At 74.6% G+C, this 14,101-nt stretch carries 13 protein-coding genes and 1 riboswitch; of the genes, 8 read left to right on the top strand and 5 right to left on the bottom strand.

The features are described 5' to 3' along the window. Positions 1–758 precede the first annotated feature (758 nt). From moaA to Q0840_RS18205, 3 genes are read right to left on the bottom strand one after another with little or no spacing between them, the layout of a single operon-like run. Complete coding sequence (gene moaA, locus Q0840_RS18215) at positions 759–1,781, bottom strand: GTP 3',8-cyclase MoaA (protein WP_298462336.1); 1,023 nt, start codon at positions 1,779–1,781, stop codon at positions 759–761. Continuing rightward, a complete protein-coding gene (locus tag Q0840_RS18210) occupies positions 1,778–2,194 on the bottom strand; it encodes a molybdenum cofactor biosynthesis protein MoaE (RefSeq protein ID WP_298462334.1) in 417 nt (138 codons plus the stop codon). Before Q0840_RS18210 ends, moaA begins: the two co-directional genes overlap by 4 nt. Then, positions 2,191–2,709, bottom strand: a complete 519-nt coding sequence (locus Q0840_RS18205) for a MogA/MoaB family molybdenum cofactor biosynthesis protein (protein WP_298462332.1) — start codon at positions 2,707–2,709, stop codon at positions 2,191–2,193. Before Q0840_RS18205 ends, Q0840_RS18210 begins: the two co-directional genes overlap by 4 nt. 243 nt (positions 2,710–2,952) lie before the next feature. Between Q0840_RS18205 and Q0840_RS18200 the strand changes: the two genes are divergently transcribed. The 6 genes from Q0840_RS18200 (at position 2,953) to Q0840_RS18175 (ending at position 9,302) form a co-directional block, all read left to right on the top strand. Next, positions 2,953–3,786 carry a class II aldolase/adducin family protein gene (locus Q0840_RS18200; protein WP_298462330.1) on the top strand — a complete coding sequence of 278 codons (834 nt, stop codon included), beginning with the start codon at positions 2,953–2,955 and terminating at the stop codon, positions 3,784–3,786. A gap of 122 nt (positions 3,787–3,908) precedes the next feature. After that, the gene (locus tag Q0840_RS18195; protein ID WP_298462328.1) at positions 3,909–4,697 is read left to right on the top strand and encodes an electron transfer flavoprotein subunit beta; all 789 of its coding nucleotides are present in this window, start codon (positions 3,909–3,911) and stop codon (positions 4,695–4,697) included. Then, entirely contained in the window at positions 4,694–5,755 is a 1,062-nt protein-coding gene (locus Q0840_RS18190) for an electron transfer flavoprotein subunit alpha/FixB family protein (protein ID WP_298462324.1), read from the top strand. The genes Q0840_RS18195 and Q0840_RS18190 overlap by 4 nt, the downstream gene beginning before the upstream one ends. Before the next feature lie 89 nt (positions 5,756–5,844). Next, a riboswitch (SAM riboswitch) is annotated at positions 5,845–5,957 on the top strand. A gap of 31 nt (positions 5,958–5,988) precedes the next feature. Beyond that, on the top strand, positions 5,989–7,467 hold the full coding sequence (locus Q0840_RS18185) for an LLM class flavin-dependent oxidoreductase (RefSeq protein ID WP_298462321.1): 1,479 nt from the start codon (positions 5,989–5,991) through the stop codon (positions 7,465–7,467). Between the two features lie 285 nt (positions 7,468–7,752). Next, the gene (locus Q0840_RS18180) at positions 7,753–8,007 is read left to right on the top strand and encodes a hypothetical protein (RefSeq protein WP_298462318.1); all 255 of its coding nucleotides are present in this window, start codon (positions 7,753–7,755) and stop codon (positions 8,005–8,007) included. Positions 8,008–8,051: 44 nt separating this feature from the next. After that, the gene (locus Q0840_RS18175; protein ID WP_298462315.1) at positions 8,052–9,302 is read left to right on the top strand and encodes an MFS transporter; all 1,251 of its coding nucleotides are present in this window, start codon (positions 8,052–8,054) and stop codon (positions 9,300–9,302) included. Positions 9,303–9,357: 55 nt separating this feature from the next. Here the strand turns inward: Q0840_RS18175 and Q0840_RS18170 are convergent, their stop codons facing one another. Then, positions 9,358–9,768, bottom strand: a complete 411-nt coding sequence (locus Q0840_RS18170) for a MerR family transcriptional regulator (protein WP_298462312.1) — start codon at positions 9,766–9,768, stop codon at positions 9,358–9,360. A gap of 127 nt (positions 9,769–9,895) precedes the next feature. Next, complete coding sequence (locus Q0840_RS18165) at positions 9,896–10,918, bottom strand: LacI family DNA-binding transcriptional regulator (RefSeq protein WP_298462308.1); 1,023 nt, start codon at positions 10,916–10,918, stop codon at positions 9,896–9,898. A 166-nt stretch (positions 10,919–11,084) separates the two neighbouring features. Between Q0840_RS18165 and Q0840_RS18160 the strand changes: the two genes are divergently transcribed. Both Q0840_RS18160 and Q0840_RS18155 read left to right on the top strand, forming a co-directional pair. After that, complete coding sequence (locus tag Q0840_RS18160) at positions 11,085–13,115, top strand: beta-galactosidase (RefSeq protein WP_298462304.1); 2,031 nt, start codon at positions 11,085–11,087, stop codon at positions 13,113–13,115. Next, positions 13,112–14,014, top strand: a complete 903-nt coding sequence (locus tag Q0840_RS18155) for a carbohydrate ABC transporter permease (RefSeq protein ID WP_298462301.1) — start codon at positions 13,112–13,114, stop codon at positions 14,012–14,014. The genes Q0840_RS18160 and Q0840_RS18155 overlap by 4 nt, the downstream gene beginning before the upstream one ends. The last annotated feature ends 87 nt before the right edge of the window (positions 14,015–14,101 follow it).

The raw sequence follows: 14,101 nt of genomic DNA, 5'->3' as shown, positions 1-14,101 counted from the left end.
CCGCCGGCCCGTCCACCACCGTCAGGTCCAGACCGGCCAGCACGTCGACCGCGGCCTCCATCGCCGACAACGCCGCAGCCACCTGGGGAGAAAGGCACGAACCGTCGTCGGATCCGGCGTCGTGGAAAGGCGCAGGAACAGAGTCGTCGATGTTCATCGCGCACCGCCCTCCTGCCCGGGTCGCCCACGTAACGCTAATCCGATGGTGCAATTCTAGGACGGCCCACCGACACAGCCGACAGGGCGTGAAATCCTGGGGACGGAATCCATGACCACCAGCTCTGTGGTCGGCGCTGATGGCGTCGGCCGCGTGCCCTCCCGAGAAGACCGCGACGCTCCTGGACGCATCTCGACTTGCGGTCGCCCTCCGGTCGACGCCGAAATCGCTTCTCCGCATCGTGGCTGGGCGGCCGCCGACGGTGCGCGATGGCCCGGCATGCTGTGCCGGCCCGGCGCACATCGCAAACCCGGCACGCACCTGCGGGCCGGACCCGCCTCGCGGACTCGGCACCCCGGTGGTCGCCCGCACCAACCGCGCGGGCGCGGACATACCTCGCCGGCCGGCACCCACGCCGGGCCGACGGACCTCGTGCGCCGACACGACCTCGTGCGCCGACGTAACCTCGCGCGCCGATGCACTGCCCCGACACCCACCTCGCGTCGGCGCCGGGCGACACCCACCATCACCACCACCGGCCACCACCACAAGCCGCGCACCACGACCCCGGCCGCCACCACGACCGCCGGCAGCCCCAGCCCTACCCGCCGATGGCGCTCATCGGCCGGACCGGCTGGAGGAAGAGCGGGTCGTCGATGTCGTGCCCGGCCCGCTTCCCGGCCAGGCACGCACGGAACGCGTCCGCGAGCGCGTCGTCGTCGGCGCCCTCGCGGACCAGCGAGCGCAGGTCGGTCTCCGTCTGGGCGAACAGACAGGCGCGCAGCTGGCCGTCCGCGGTCAGCCGGACCCGGTCGCACGCGCCGCAGAACGGAGCCGTGACCGACGCGATGACGCCGACCGTGGCTGGGCCGCCGTCGACGTACCAGAGCTCGGCGGGAGCCGACCCGCGACCGGGGACCTCGGTGAGCGTGAAGGCCGTCCGCAGGGACGCCAGCACCTCGGCCTGGGTCACCATGGTCGTGCGCTCCCAGGTGTGCCCCGCGTCGAGCGGCATCTGCTCGATGAAGCGCATCTCGTAGCCGCCGTCGACGGCGTACCGCACCAGGTCCACGACCTCGTCGTCGTTGACGCCGCGCATCGCGACCGCGTTGAGCTTGATCGGCGTGAACCCGGCGGCCTTGGCCGCGGCGATCCCGGCGAGGGTGTCGTCCAGCCGGTCCCGGCGGGTGAGGTTCGCGAACCTCTCCCGGTCGAGCGTGTCGATGCTGATGTTCACGCGCGCGAGCCCGGCGTCGCGCAGCGGCGCAGCGAGAGCCGGCAGCCGCAGCGCGTTCGTGGTGATCGAGACCTCGGGGGACCCGCCCGGCCCCTCCAGCGCGGCCATTCGCCGCACGACGTCGACGACGTCGGCGCGCAGCAGCGGCTCGCCCCCGGTCAGCCGGATCTCGGTGACCCCGAGGCCCACCGCGACGCCCGCCACCCGGACGAGCTCGTCGGTGCTCAGCATCGTCGACCGCGCCAGCCACGGCACGCCCTCGGCCGGCATGCAGTACGTGCAGCGCAGCGAGCACCGGTCGGTCAGCGAGATCCGCAGGTCGCGGTGGACCCGGCCGAAGCGGTCGACCAGTCCGGCCGGCACCGGCGAGGCGTCGGGGGTGCTCACAGGCCCACCCACACGTGCGACCCGTCGCGCAGGACTTCGCGCTTCCACACCGGCAGCTCGGCCTTGACGGTCTCGACGAGGTCCCGGCACACGTCGAAGGCGAGCGCGCGGTGCGCGGTCGCCACCGCGGCGACGATCGCGACGTCCCCGACCGGCAGGACGCCCACCCGATGGCTCACGGCGACGCCCAGGACGCCGTCGACCCGCGCGGCGTCGCCCGCGATCCGGCCGAGGACGGCCTCGGCGTCGGGGTGCGCGGAGTAGTCCAGCGCCACCACCTCGCCCTCGACCGACGGGTCGTGGTCGCGCACGGTGCCGAGGAAGGTCGCCACGGCACCGGCGCGCGGGCCGGTCACCGCCGCGACGTGGGCCGCCAGGTCCAGGGGGGCGTCGACGACGCGGACGAGGGTCATCCGTGGTCCCCTCCGAGGAGCTGGTCGAGCAGATGGGGAAGCAGCGGGATCAGGACCGCCAGCCCGTCGGCGACCCCGCCGGGAGACCCCGGCAGGTTCACCACGACGGCGCCCGCGTCGGTGACGCCGGCGATGCCGCGAGAGAGCACCGCGGTGGGCACGTGGTCCGCGCCGCCCCGGCGCAGCGCCTCGGCCAGGCCGGGCAGCTCGCGGTCGACGACGGTGCGGGTCGCCTCGGGCGTGCGGTCCCTCGGCGCCACGCCGGTGCCGCCGCTGGTCACCACGACGCGCGCGCCCTCCGCGAGGGCGTCCCGCAGGGCGGCCGCGACGGGCTCGACGCCGTCGGGCACCACCCGGACCCGACCGACCTCGAAGCCGGCGGCACGCAGCGCGTCGGCCGCACGAGGGCCCGAGCGATCGTCCGCCTCACCCCGGGCGCACCGGTCGGACGCGACCACGATGGCTGCCCGGGTGGACGTCGCGACTGCCGCGGCCGGTCTCGGGTCGTTGCTCACTGGCTCCACGCTACGCCCGCCGCGGCGCGTCGGGCGCGCCGGACCGCGGGACCAGGACGGCCGACCGCCTCGAGTGGACCACCGAGGAGGTCGGAGCGTGGCCCGAGGGGCTCGACCCGGCGGGCCGGCGGCTGCCGCCCGCGGTTCGGCGGCCGACGCACGGTCCGCGACCTCGGACCCAGACCACCCCGCACCGTCACTGAAACGATTCACGCGTCCGCGATCCCGTCCCCGGAGGCCCCCATGCCGATCACCGAGCCGTACCCCGAGCTGGACGACCTGCTCACCGCGATGGGCGTGGCCGGCGCCCGCATCAGCGAGATCGACGCGAGCGAGGCGGGAGCCGGCAACATCTCCGTCTACGTCGGCTGGGACCTCGAGCTGCGGCGCCGGTTCCCGGTCCAGGAGGAGATCACCCTCCCGTTGCCCGCGGTCGCGCTGGCCGGACGCACCGTCCTCGTCACGGGCTCGGGCCGCCGCCTGCGGCAGATCCAGCATGACCCGCTGGCGAACGTCGGTGCCGTCCGGGTGCACGACGACGGCCGTACCGGGACCCTGCACACCTCGCCCCGGCGTCTGTTCGAGCGACTGACCAGCGAGCTCAACTCGCACCTCGCCGTGCACGACGACCAGGTCGGGCGCCGCCACCCGACCTTCCAGGCCGTCGTCCACGCCCAGCCGCCGCACCTGACCTACCTCAGCCACATCCCGGCGTACCGAGACCCGGCGGTGCTCAACCGCCGCATCCTGCGGTGGGAGCCGGAGACCGTCGTCGCGCTGTCCGAGGGCGTCGGCGTCCTGGAGTTCATGGTCCCGGGGTCGCCCGAGCTCATGGCGGCCAACGTGGCGGGCCTGCGCGAGGCGCAGGTCGTGCTGTGGAGCAAGCACGGGGTGATGGCGCGCTCGGACCTGTCCGTGACGCGCGCCGTGGACCGGATCGAGTACGCCGAGACCGGAGCCCGCTACGAGTACATGGACCTGGTGGCCGGTGGCCGGGCCGAAGGACTCACCCAGGCCGAGATGGGCCGGGTGGCGACGGAGTTCGACGTCCGGTCGCCCTGGGTCGACGGGGGCTGACCAGACGTGACGGGGACCTTGGGCCCACGTCGGCGACCCGGGCGGCGGGCAGGCTCGTCCCCGGCCGGCCCGGCGCGCGCGCGGGCCCGCCGCCCGAACCCTCCCACCGGCAGGAGCCGTCGATGACCATCGTCGTGTGCGTCAAGCAGGTCCCCGACGACGCGTCCGACCGCGGGTACACCGCGGACGGCCGGGTGCGCCGCGACGCGGACGACGCGACGCTGAACGCCGCCGACGAGGACGCCGTCCGGGTCGCCGTCGGGCTGGCCCCGGGGGCGGGCGCCGAGGTGACCGTGCTGACGATGGGACCGCCGTCCGCCGCCCGCGCGCTGCGGCGCGGACTGCAGCTGGGGGCGCACCGCGCCGTGCTCGTGACCGATGCCGTCCTGGCGGGGTCGGACGTCTTCTCGACCGCCACCGTGCTGGCCGCGGCCGTCCGTCGGCTCGCCGCCGACGGCGGTGTCGACCTCGTGCTGACGGGCGCCGCGTCGCGGGACGCCCGGACGGCGGTGCTGCCCGTCCTGCTCGCCGCCGAGCTCGACATGCCGTGCGCGACCGGTGCGACGGAGGCCGCCGTGACCGGCGGCGTCGTGCGGGTCCGTCGCCGGGCCGCCGGCCGGCTCGAGGTGCACGAGGCCGACGGGCCCGCGGTCGTCGCGGTCGCCACGGCGGTCACCGACGACCAGCCCGTGACCACGGCCGCGATCCGGGCGGCGCGTGCGGTCCCCGTGGTGACCTGGACGGTCGCCGACCTCGGGCTCGACCCGCTCACCGTCGGCCACCCGGCGGCGCGGACCCGGGTCGCCGAGGTCGGCTCGTGCCCGCCCGCGGGCCGGGTGCTGCTCGTCGACGACGGCACGGCCGGTGAGCGGCTCGCGGACTACCTCATCACGAACGGACTGGTGCCGTGACCGCCCGCTGCACCCCGTGCCGCATCCCGTCCGCGGGACCCGGCCGGCCGGCGGTGCTCGTCGTCCGGCACGCCCCCGACGCCCTGGACGCTCGTTCCGGCGCCGACCCGCAGGAGGCGGCTCGCCTGGTCACCGCGGCCCGCGCCCTGGGGGAGGTGCACGTCGTGCGGCTCACCGGCGCAGGCGGCGGCGCGTCGGACGACGCCGAGCGGGTCGGCCGGTACGGCGCCCGGGCACTGCACGACGTGCGCGTCGGCGGCGACGCCGCCCACCCGCGCACCCTCGCAGGCGCAGGCGCAGGCGCAGGCGCAGCCGCGGTCGCGGACCTGGCGGCGGCCCTGGGTGTGACGACCGTGCTGCTCGGCGCCCGACCGCACGAGCAGGAGCTCGCCGCGCTGGTCGCCCACCGCCTCGGCGCCGGGCTGGTGACCGGCGCCGAGCGCGTCGAGCCAGGCCCCGACGCCAGGCCGGTCGCCGTGCGTCGCAGCTTCGCCGGGACCTGGGCCGCCCGGGTGACGGTCGAGCGCCCCCGGGCGGTGGTGACCCTCCGGACCGGCGGGCTGCCCGCCGTCCCCGTGCCCGACGCCGCCCCGGCGCCGGTGTGCCCGCACGTCGCCGGGCCGCCGGCCGGCGACCGGGGATGGCGGCTGGTCGAGCGCGCCGAGATCGCGACGGGGGACCGGCCGCCGCTGGTGGGCGCGGACGTCGTCGTCGTCGGCGGGGGCGGGACCGGGGGCGACTTCGGGCCCGTCGACGAGCTCGCCGACGCCCTCGGCGGTGCGGTGGGAGCGACGGGGGTCGCGGTGGCCGAGGGCTGGGCCGACGCGGCGACCCTCGTCGGGCAGAGCGGCGTGACGGTCTCGCCCCGGCTGTACGTCGGGGCGGGTGTGTCGGGCGCCGTGCACCACAGCAACGGCGTCGCCGCCGCCGCGACCGTGGTCGCGGTCAATCCCGACCCGCAGGCCCCGATCTTCGCCCATGCGCACCTGGGCATCGTCGGCGACCTGTTCGACGTCCTGCCCCAGGCCGCCGCCGCGTTGCGCCGCCTGCGGACCTGACCCCGGAGCGGCGCGGGCGGCCCGGGCCCTGAGATCCCGGCATTCGGACGCCGTTGACCCACTCGCTGAGACTGCATACCGTCGCCGCAGGTCAAGAGTGCCAGCGTTGAGCCCCGGCTTGCTGGCCGGCAACCCCTCCCGTCGTGGGGGTGCTCCGGGTGAGGACCTGACCCGTGCCGCCCGGCACGGGTAATGACGACCAGGGCGCCGGCCCTGCCGGGAGGAGACCCGCCATGCCCCGCCGCATCGTCCTCAACGCGTTCGACATGACCTGCGTGACGCACCAGTCCGCGGGCACCTGGCGTCACCCCGACAGCCAGGCCTGGCGGTACAACACCCTCGACTACTGGACCGACCTGGCCCGGCTGCTCGAGCGGGGACGGTTCGACTCGCTCTTCATCGCCGACGTCGTGGGGGTCTACGACGTCTACCGCGACTCCGTGGCCGCGTCGCTGACGGACGCGGTCCAGGTGCCGGTGAACGACCCGTTCGCCCAGGTGCCCGCGATGGCCGCTGTCACCGAGCACCTGGGCTTCGGGATCACCAGCGCGCTGACCTACGAGCAGCCCTACGCGCTGGCCCGCAAGTTCTCCACGCTCGACCACCTCACCGGTGGGCGCGTGGCGTGGAACGTGGTCACCGGGTACCTCAACAGCGCCGCGATCAACCTCGGCTTCGACAAGCAGCTGGGCCACGACGAGCGCTACGACCTCGCCGACGAGTTCCTCGACGTCACCTACAAGCTGTGGGAGGGCTCGTGGGACGACGACGCCGTCGTCCGCGACAAGGAGCGCGGGGTGTTCACCGACCCCACCAAGGTGCACCCCATCGGGCACCAGGGCGAGTACTACAGCGTCCCCGGCATCCACCTGACCGAGCCGAGCCCGCAGCGCACGCCGGTGATCTTCCAGGCCGGGGCGTCCCCGCGCGGACGGGCCTTCGCCGCCAAGCACGGCGAGGGCGTGTTCATCAGCCCGGCGACCATCGACCAGGCACGGTCCACGAGCGACGACATCCGCGACCGCGCCGAGGCGCTGGGCCGCTCCCGGGACTCGGTGAAGATCTTCGTGCTGGTCACCGTCATCACCGCCGAGACCGACGAGGCGGCGCACGCCAAGTTCGCCGACCTGCTGTCCTACGCGTCCGCGGAGGGCGCGCTCGCCCTGTACGGCGGGTGGACCGGGGTGGACTTCTCCCAGTACGACCCCGACCAGCCGCTCGTCGAGATCGAGAACGACAGCCTGCGCTCGGTGCTGGCCTCGCTGGCCAACATCGACCCGGCCCGGCGGTGGACGCCGGTGGACATCGTCGAGCAGCGCAGCATCGGCGGCATGGGCCCGGTCATCGTCGGCTCGCCCGGGACGGTCGCCGACCAGCTCGAGCAGTGGGTCGACGACGGCGGCGTCGACGGCTTCAACTTCGCCTACGCCATCACCCCGGGCACCTTCGAGGACCTGGTGGACCTCGTGGTCCCCGAGCTGCAGCGCCGGGGACGGGCGCGGACGCAGTACGAGGGCTCGACCCTGCGCGAGAACCTGTACGGACCGGGCCGGGTGCTGGCCGAGGACACCCACCCGGCGCGCCGGTACCACGGCGCCTTCACCGGCGGACCGAGCGCCGCGGACGGCACCCGGGGCTCGCGGGTCTCCGAGCGGCTGGCGGACGGGCCGGCGCCCGGGGGTGGCGCGCCGGCCCCTGCTCCACGAGCGTGACGCTGGACCCGAGGCCCAGCCGGGCCGCGACCCGGCGGGCGGTCTCGACGGCGACGGACGGGTCGGACGCGTCCACCCGCAGCGGGAGCTGCTGCGCATGGTGATCTCCTGGTCGACGTCGGGTGTGCGCCTCCCGGCCTGACCCCCGACGGCGGCCGCGACCACCCGACCGTCACGACCGCCGTCGTGCCGGGCGGCGGTGGAGGTGCGACGCTGGCCCGGCAGGTCCGTGCCGGTGGCGATCGTGGACCCGCACGTCCCCGTCCCCGCCGAGAGGTCAGCACGATGTCGATGATGGAGCCGTTCATCCCGCACCCGGACCACGACGACGAGACGATCGCCGCGGCCGACCCGGGCGCCGGCGCACCGGACGCGGCGCCGGGATTCGGCGTCGGCGGCGAGGAGTCGGACGTGCGGCCCGGTGGCGAGGCGACGCCGGTCTCCGACGCGGCGGCCGGCCCGGACGGTGACGTGCCGTTCCGCACGCCCGACCCGGACGACGTCGGGGCCACCGCGGCCGGGACGTCGACCGGCACCTGACCGTGCCCGCCCGCCCGCCGCCGGGGCGCTAGGGTCTGCGGCCTGTGAGCCGACTCGTCGAGACCGTGGTGCCTGCGCGGCTCGGCACGAGCTTCCGGTGGCTGCTCGCGTCCTCGTGGGTGAGCAACCTGGGGGACGGCATCGCGCTGGCCGCCGGTCCGCTGCTGGTCGCCTCGCTGACCCACGACGCCCGGCTGGTCGCGCTCGCCGCGACCTTGCAGTGGTTGCCGCCGCTGCTGTTCGGGCTGTTCGCCGGGGCCCTGGCGGACCGCGTCGATCGCCGTCGGCTCGTGGTGACGGTCGACCTGGTGCGCGCCGCCGTGCTGACCGTGCTGACCGTGGCGGTCGCGACCGACCGGGTCTCGATCGCCGTGGTGCTCGTGGCGCTGTTCCTGGTCGGCACCGCCGAGGTGTTCGCCGACAACACCTCCCAGACCCTGCTGCCGATGCTGGTCGGGCGCGACGACCTCGCGGTGGCGAACTCGCGGCTGCAGGCGGGGTTCATCACCGTCAACCAGCTGGCCGGGCCGCCGATCGGTGCGGCGCTGTTCGCGGTGGGGACGGTGTGGCCGTTCGGCGCGCAGGCGCTCGTGGTCGGCGCGGGCGCGGTCCTGGTGTCGCGCATCGTCCTGCCGCGCCACGGACCCGACCGCGGCGTGGCGCCGGCGCGGCTGCGACACGACATCGCCGAGGGGTTCCGCTGGGTGCGACACCACGCGGCGGTCCGCACGCTGGTCCTGACGATCTTCATCTTCAACATCACGTTCGGCGCCGCGTGGTCGGTGCTCGTGCTGTACGCGACCCAGCGCCTGGGCCTGGGCGCGATCGGGTTCGGGCTGCTCACCACGGTGATGGCCGCCGGCGGGCTGGTGGGCCTGGCAAGCTACGGCTGGATCACCCGCCGGGCCAGCCTGGGCAACCTCCTGCGGGTGGGCCTGGTCACCGAGACGCTGACCCACGGGGCGCTCGCCGTCACGACGCACGCGTGGATCGCCGTCGGGGTGTTCTTCGTGTTCGGTGCGCACGCGTTCATCTGGGGCACGACGTCGATCACGGTGCGCCAGCGCGCGGTGCCCACGGCCCTGCAGGGCCGCGTCGGCAGCGTCAACCTGGTGGGGTCCTTCGGCGGCCTCGTGGTCGGCTCGGCGATCGGTGGGGTGCTGGCCGAGCGGTGGGGTGTCGTGGCCCCGTTCTGGTTCGCCTTCGCGGGCTCCGCGCTGTTCACCGTGCTGATCTGGCGCGAGCTGGTGCACGTGGCCCATGCCGACGAGGCGCGGGCGGCCGAATCGGCCTGAGGGTGCCGGCGTGCGGGCTACCTGGTGCGGCGCGCCGGGCACGCCTGCCCGGGGCTCACCGGGCGCGGTCGGACGCGTCCTGGTGCCGGGCGATGGTGTCGAGCAGCGTGCCGGAGAACTCCTCGGCGATCCGCAGCTGGTCGCGCAGGCTGCGGCAGCGCTCCTCGGCGGCCACCTGGTACATCGCGAGCTGGTCGAGCCGGCGCGCGCGCACGTCGGGGGAGACGCCGGGCTCGTCCAGCCGGCTCATGATGTCCAGGAGGTCTCGCATCTCCTCGAGGCTGAAGTCCAGCGGCTTCATCCGCTTGATCACCTCGAACCGGGCGATGTCGGTGTCGGAGTAGAGCCGGAAGCCGCCGTGCGTGCGGCTGGACGGCGTGACGAGGCCGACCTCCTCGTAGTAGCGGATGGTGCGCAGCGACAAGCCCGTGCGCTCGGCCACCTCGCCGATCTTGTGGTTGTCCACCTGACCTCCCTCGGAACTGCCCTCGACTCTACGGGGCGGTGCGGGGCCGGTCCGTCCGGGGCGCCGCGGCTGGACGTCGACGAGCGCACCGGGTCGCGCTCACGCCCGCGCGCTCACGCCCCCGGCGTCACGCCGACTCGCGCCAGACGACGTAGGTGTCCAGCAGCAGCCCGTCGAGCGCGGGCGGCGTGCCGCGCAGCTGGGCCAGGACCTGCTCGGCCGCCTGGCGGCCGAGCTCCCCGGCCGGCTGGTGGACGGTCGACAGCAGCGGCTGGCACCGCAGCGCCCACGCGCTGTCGTCGAAGCCGACGATGCCGACGTCGTCGGGCACGCGGCGACCGGCGGCGCGCAGCGCGTCGAGGGCACCCGCCGCGACGACGTCCGACGCCGCGAACACGCCGTCGAGCGCGGGTTCGCGGGCCAGCAGCTCCGCCATGCCGTCGCGGCCGGTGCCGTACTCGTACAGCGAGCGGGACACCACCAGGTCCGGGTCGAACCGGTCGCCGAGGGCGGCACGGAAGCCGGCCAGGCGGTCGGCGCCCGAGTCGCGGTCGAGCGCCGCGGCGACCATGCCCACCCGCGACCGTCCGGTGGCCAGCAGCCGCTCGGTGATGGACCGGGCGGCGGCACGGTTGTCGATCGCCACGAACGGGACCGCCGGCATGCCGGGCGGGCGTCCCACCACGGCCGCGGGGATGCCGAGGCGCGCCACGGCGGAGAGCAGCGGGTCGTTGCGCCGCGCCGAGACCACGACGACGCCGTCGACGAACCCGCCGCTGAGGTACCGCACGACCCGGCGGCTGTCGCGTTCGGAGTCGATCACCAGGCTGACCATCTGGTGGTCGGACGCCGACAGCGCCGAGTTCGCGCCCAGCAGGATGGCGCCGATGTTGGGGTCCTCCAGGAACAGCGTGTGCGGCTCGTGGACGACGATGCCCACGGCCTGCGACCGCCGCCGGGCCAGGTTGCGTGCGGCGGTGTTGGGCACGTAGCCGACCTTCGCCACGGCGCGCTCGATCGCCTCGCGCGCCTGCGCGGACACATACGGCTCGCCGTTGAGGACGCGCGAGACGGTCCCTCGGGAGACGCCAGCCTCCAGTGCGACGTCCCGGATCGTGGCACGCCGCGGGCGGGCGGACGGGGGTGGCATGCGCAGGATGCTAGCGGCTCGCGGTGGCCACGGTCCGGGTCGGACGTTGACATCCGCGACGCGCTGTTCCTACTCTGGGACCGGTCACAGAGAGCGCTCGTCGTCGCGCGCAGATCGGTCTGTGACCGGTCACAGACGGTGACCGAGACGCACGCAAAGGAGCGACATGCCTCCGTCGGCCCTGCCGGACACCTCTGCCCCCGCCACACCCGCGGACCTCACCGGTCGGCTCTACCTGGGCTGCGACTACAACCCCGAGCAGTGGGACCCGGCGGTGTGGCGCGAGGACGTCGTCCTCATGCGCGAGGCGGGCGTCTCGCTGGTCGCGGTGAACGTCTTCGGCTGGTCGGACGTCGAGCCCGCAGCGGGCCGGTACGACTTCTCGCGTCTCGACGCCGTGCTCGACCTGCTGCACGCCCACGGGATCCGGGCCAACCTGGGCACCGGGACGTCGTCGCCGCCGCCGTGGCTGACCGCCGCGCACCCCGAGGTCCTGCCGGTGATGGCGGACGGCACCACCCGGTACCCCGGCGGTCGCCAGGCCTGGTGCCCGAGCTCGCCGGTCTTCCGCCGCCTCGCCCTGGACCTGGTCGAGCAGGTGGCGCGCCGCTACGGCTCGCACCCGGCGGTCGCGCTGTGGCACGTCTCCAACGAGCTGGGCTGCCACAACGCGCACTGCTTCTGCGACGAGTCCGCGCGAGCGTTCCGCCGGTGGCTGGAGCACCGGCACGGCAGCGTCGACGGGCTGAACCGGGCGTGGGGGACGAGCTTCTGGAGCCAGCGCTACACCGCCTGGGACGAGGTCCTGCCGCCCCGGCTGACCGTCTCGACGCCGAACCCTGCGCAGGTGCTGGACTTCCACCGCTTCAGCTCCGACGAGCTGCTCGACCACCTGCGCGCGGAGACCGCCGTGCTGCGCCGGCACAGCAGCGTCCCGGTGACCACGAACTTCATGGTGACCGCCCACCAGCGGCAGATGGACTACTGGGGCTGGGCGCCGCACGTGGACGTGGTCGCCCAGGACCACTACCTCGACCACCGCCTGCCCGACCCGGCCGCGGAGCTGTCCTTCACCGCCGACACCACCCGGGGCCTGGCCGGTGGGGGCCCCTGGATCCTCATGGAGCACTCGACGAGCGCGGTGAACTGGCAGCCGGTCAACGTGGCCAAGGTCCCCGGCGAGATGCTGCGCAACTCGCTGACCCACCTGGCACGCGGGGCCGACGGGCTGTGCTTCTTCCAGTGGCGTGCGTCCGCCCAGGGGGCCGAGAAGTTCCATTCCGCGCTCGTCCCGCACGCCGGCACCGACTCGCGCGTCTGGCGCGAGGTGCTCGAGCTCGGTCGCACCCTCGAGGCGCTGCAGGAGGTCGCGGGCACCACCGTCCAGGCGGACGTCGCGCTCGTGTTCAGCTGGCAGTCCTGGTGGGCGGCCGACGGCGAGGGGCGACCGTCGACCGAGGTGCGGTACCTCGAGCAGGTGCACGCCGCGTACGGCGCTCTGCGGGCCGCCGGTGTGACGGTCGACGTCGTCCCGCCGGGGCGCAGCCTGTCGGGCTACCGCCTCGTCGTCGTCCCCGAGCTGTACCTGGTGACCGACGACGAGGCCGCGGCGATCACCCGCTACGTCGCCGACGGCGGGCACGCGCTCGTGACGTTCTTCAGCGGGATCGTCGACGAGGACGACCGGGTCCGGCTCGGCGGCCACCCCGGTGCCTTCCGTGACCTGCTGGGGGTCAGCACGCAGGAGTTCCACCCGCTGCCCGTCGGGCGCGAGGTGCACCTGGACGACGGCGCCCGCGGGCGGCTGTGGGTCGAGGACCTGGCGACCCTCACCGCGAAGCCGGTCCGTACCGCCGTCGACGGGCCGCTGCCGGGCGTGCCGGTCGTGACCCGCAACGACCACGGCGCGGGCGTGGGGTGGTACGTCGCGACCGCGCTCGACCCCGCGTCGTACGCCGCCCTGGTCAGCGAGGTGGCCGCCGCGGCCGGCGCGCGCGTCGAGCCCGCGGCCGGCCCGCTCGTGGAGGTCGTCCGGCGGGCGGGCGCCGAGCGGCGCTACGTCTTCGTCGTCAACCACTCGGCCGACCCGGTCGACGTGCCCGTCATGGGTCTCGAGCTCATCACGGGCGAGGAGGTCCGAGGCCTGCGCGTGCCCGCCGGAGCGGTCCGCGTGGTCCGTGAGAAGGAGGAGCTGTGACCACTGCAGTCGTCCCCGGCCGACGCCGGGCACCGCGGGTGACCCACAAGCGCGCCATCGCCGTCTTCGTCGCGCCGTTCGCCACCCTGTTCACCCTCTTCTACCTCGTGCCGATCGGGTACGCGGTGTACCAGTCGACGCTCGTGGTCGAGCGCGAGGGCACCTTCGGTCCGCCGACGCAGGTGTTCGGGGGCCTGGCCCAGTACGCGCAGGTGATGCAGAGCAGCGCGTTCTGGGACTCCGTGCTGCGGGTCCTGCTGTTCGGCATCGTCCAGGTGCCGGTGATGCTCGGCCTCGCGCTGCTCTTCGCGCTGCTGCTGGACTCCCCACTGGTCCGCGGACGCCGGTTCTTCCGGCTGGCGTTCTTCGTCCCGTACGCGGTCCCCGGCGTCATCGCCGCGATCATGTGGGGCTTCCTGTACTCGCCGAACCTGTCACCGTTCCGACCGGTCACCCAGTCGGTCGACCTGCTCTCGGCCGACCTCGTGCTGTGGGCCATCGCCAACGTCGTCACCTGGGTGTTCGTCGGCTACAACATGCTCATCATCTACTCCTCGCTGCTGGCCATCCCGGCCGAGGTGTACGAGGCGGCGCGGCTCGACGGCGCCTCCCAGGTCCGCATCGCGTGGTCGATCAAGATCCCGCTGGTGATGCCGGCGATCATCCTGACCGCGATCTTCTCGATCATCGGCACGCTGCAGCTGCTCGCCGAGCCGCAGGTGTTCCGCACCTTCTCCTCGGCGGTGACCAGCACCTTCACCCCGAACCTGCTCGTGTACTCCACGGCGTCGGTGCCCAACGTCCCGCTGGCCGCCGCCTTCTCGGTGGTGCTCGCGCTGGCGACCTTCGTCCTGTCCTTCACCTTCCTCAAGGTGACCCAGCGGAAGGCCTTCCAGTGAGCACCACCGCCCGGCCCTCGGTCCCCGCCGTCCCCGGACCCGCCACGGGCCGGACCCGTACGCCCGACCGGCCACCCGCACGACGTG

The organism is uncultured Cellulomonas sp. (assembly GCF_947494015.1).
Classification (GTDB): domain Bacteria; phylum Actinomycetota; class Actinomycetes; order Actinomycetales; family Cellulomonadaceae; genus Pengzhenrongella.
This window is presented reverse-complemented; position numbering and strand designations above follow the sequence as displayed.

Bases quoted from the DNA above. Each gene is read 5' to 3' on its own strand.
- Q0840_RS18185 (WP_298462321.1), top strand. From the start codon at position 5,989: ATGCCCCGCCGCATCGTCCTCAACGCGTTCGACATGACCTGCGTGACG.
- Q0840_RS18165 (WP_298462308.1), bottom strand. From the start codon at position 10,918: ATGCCACCCCCGTCCGCCCGCCCGCGGCGTGCCACGATCCGGGACGTC.
- Q0840_RS18160 (WP_298462304.1), top strand. From the start codon at position 11,085: ATGCCTCCGTCGGCCCTGCCGGACACCTCTGCCCCCGCCACACCCGCG.
- Q0840_RS18200 (WP_298462330.1), top strand. From the start codon at position 2,953: ATGCCGATCACCGAGCCGTACCCCGAGCTGGACGACCTGCTCACCGCG.
- Q0840_RS18210 (WP_298462334.1), bottom strand. From the start codon at position 2,194: ATGACCCTCGTCCGCGTCGTCGACGCCCCCCTGGACCTGGCGGCCCAC.
- Q0840_RS18180 (WP_298462318.1), top strand. From the start codon at position 7,753: ATGTCGATGATGGAGCCGTTCATCCCGCACCCGGACCACGACGACGAG.
- Q0840_RS18195 (WP_298462328.1), top strand. From the start codon at position 3,909: ATGACCATCGTCGTGTGCGTCAAGCAGGTCCCCGACGACGCGTCCGAC.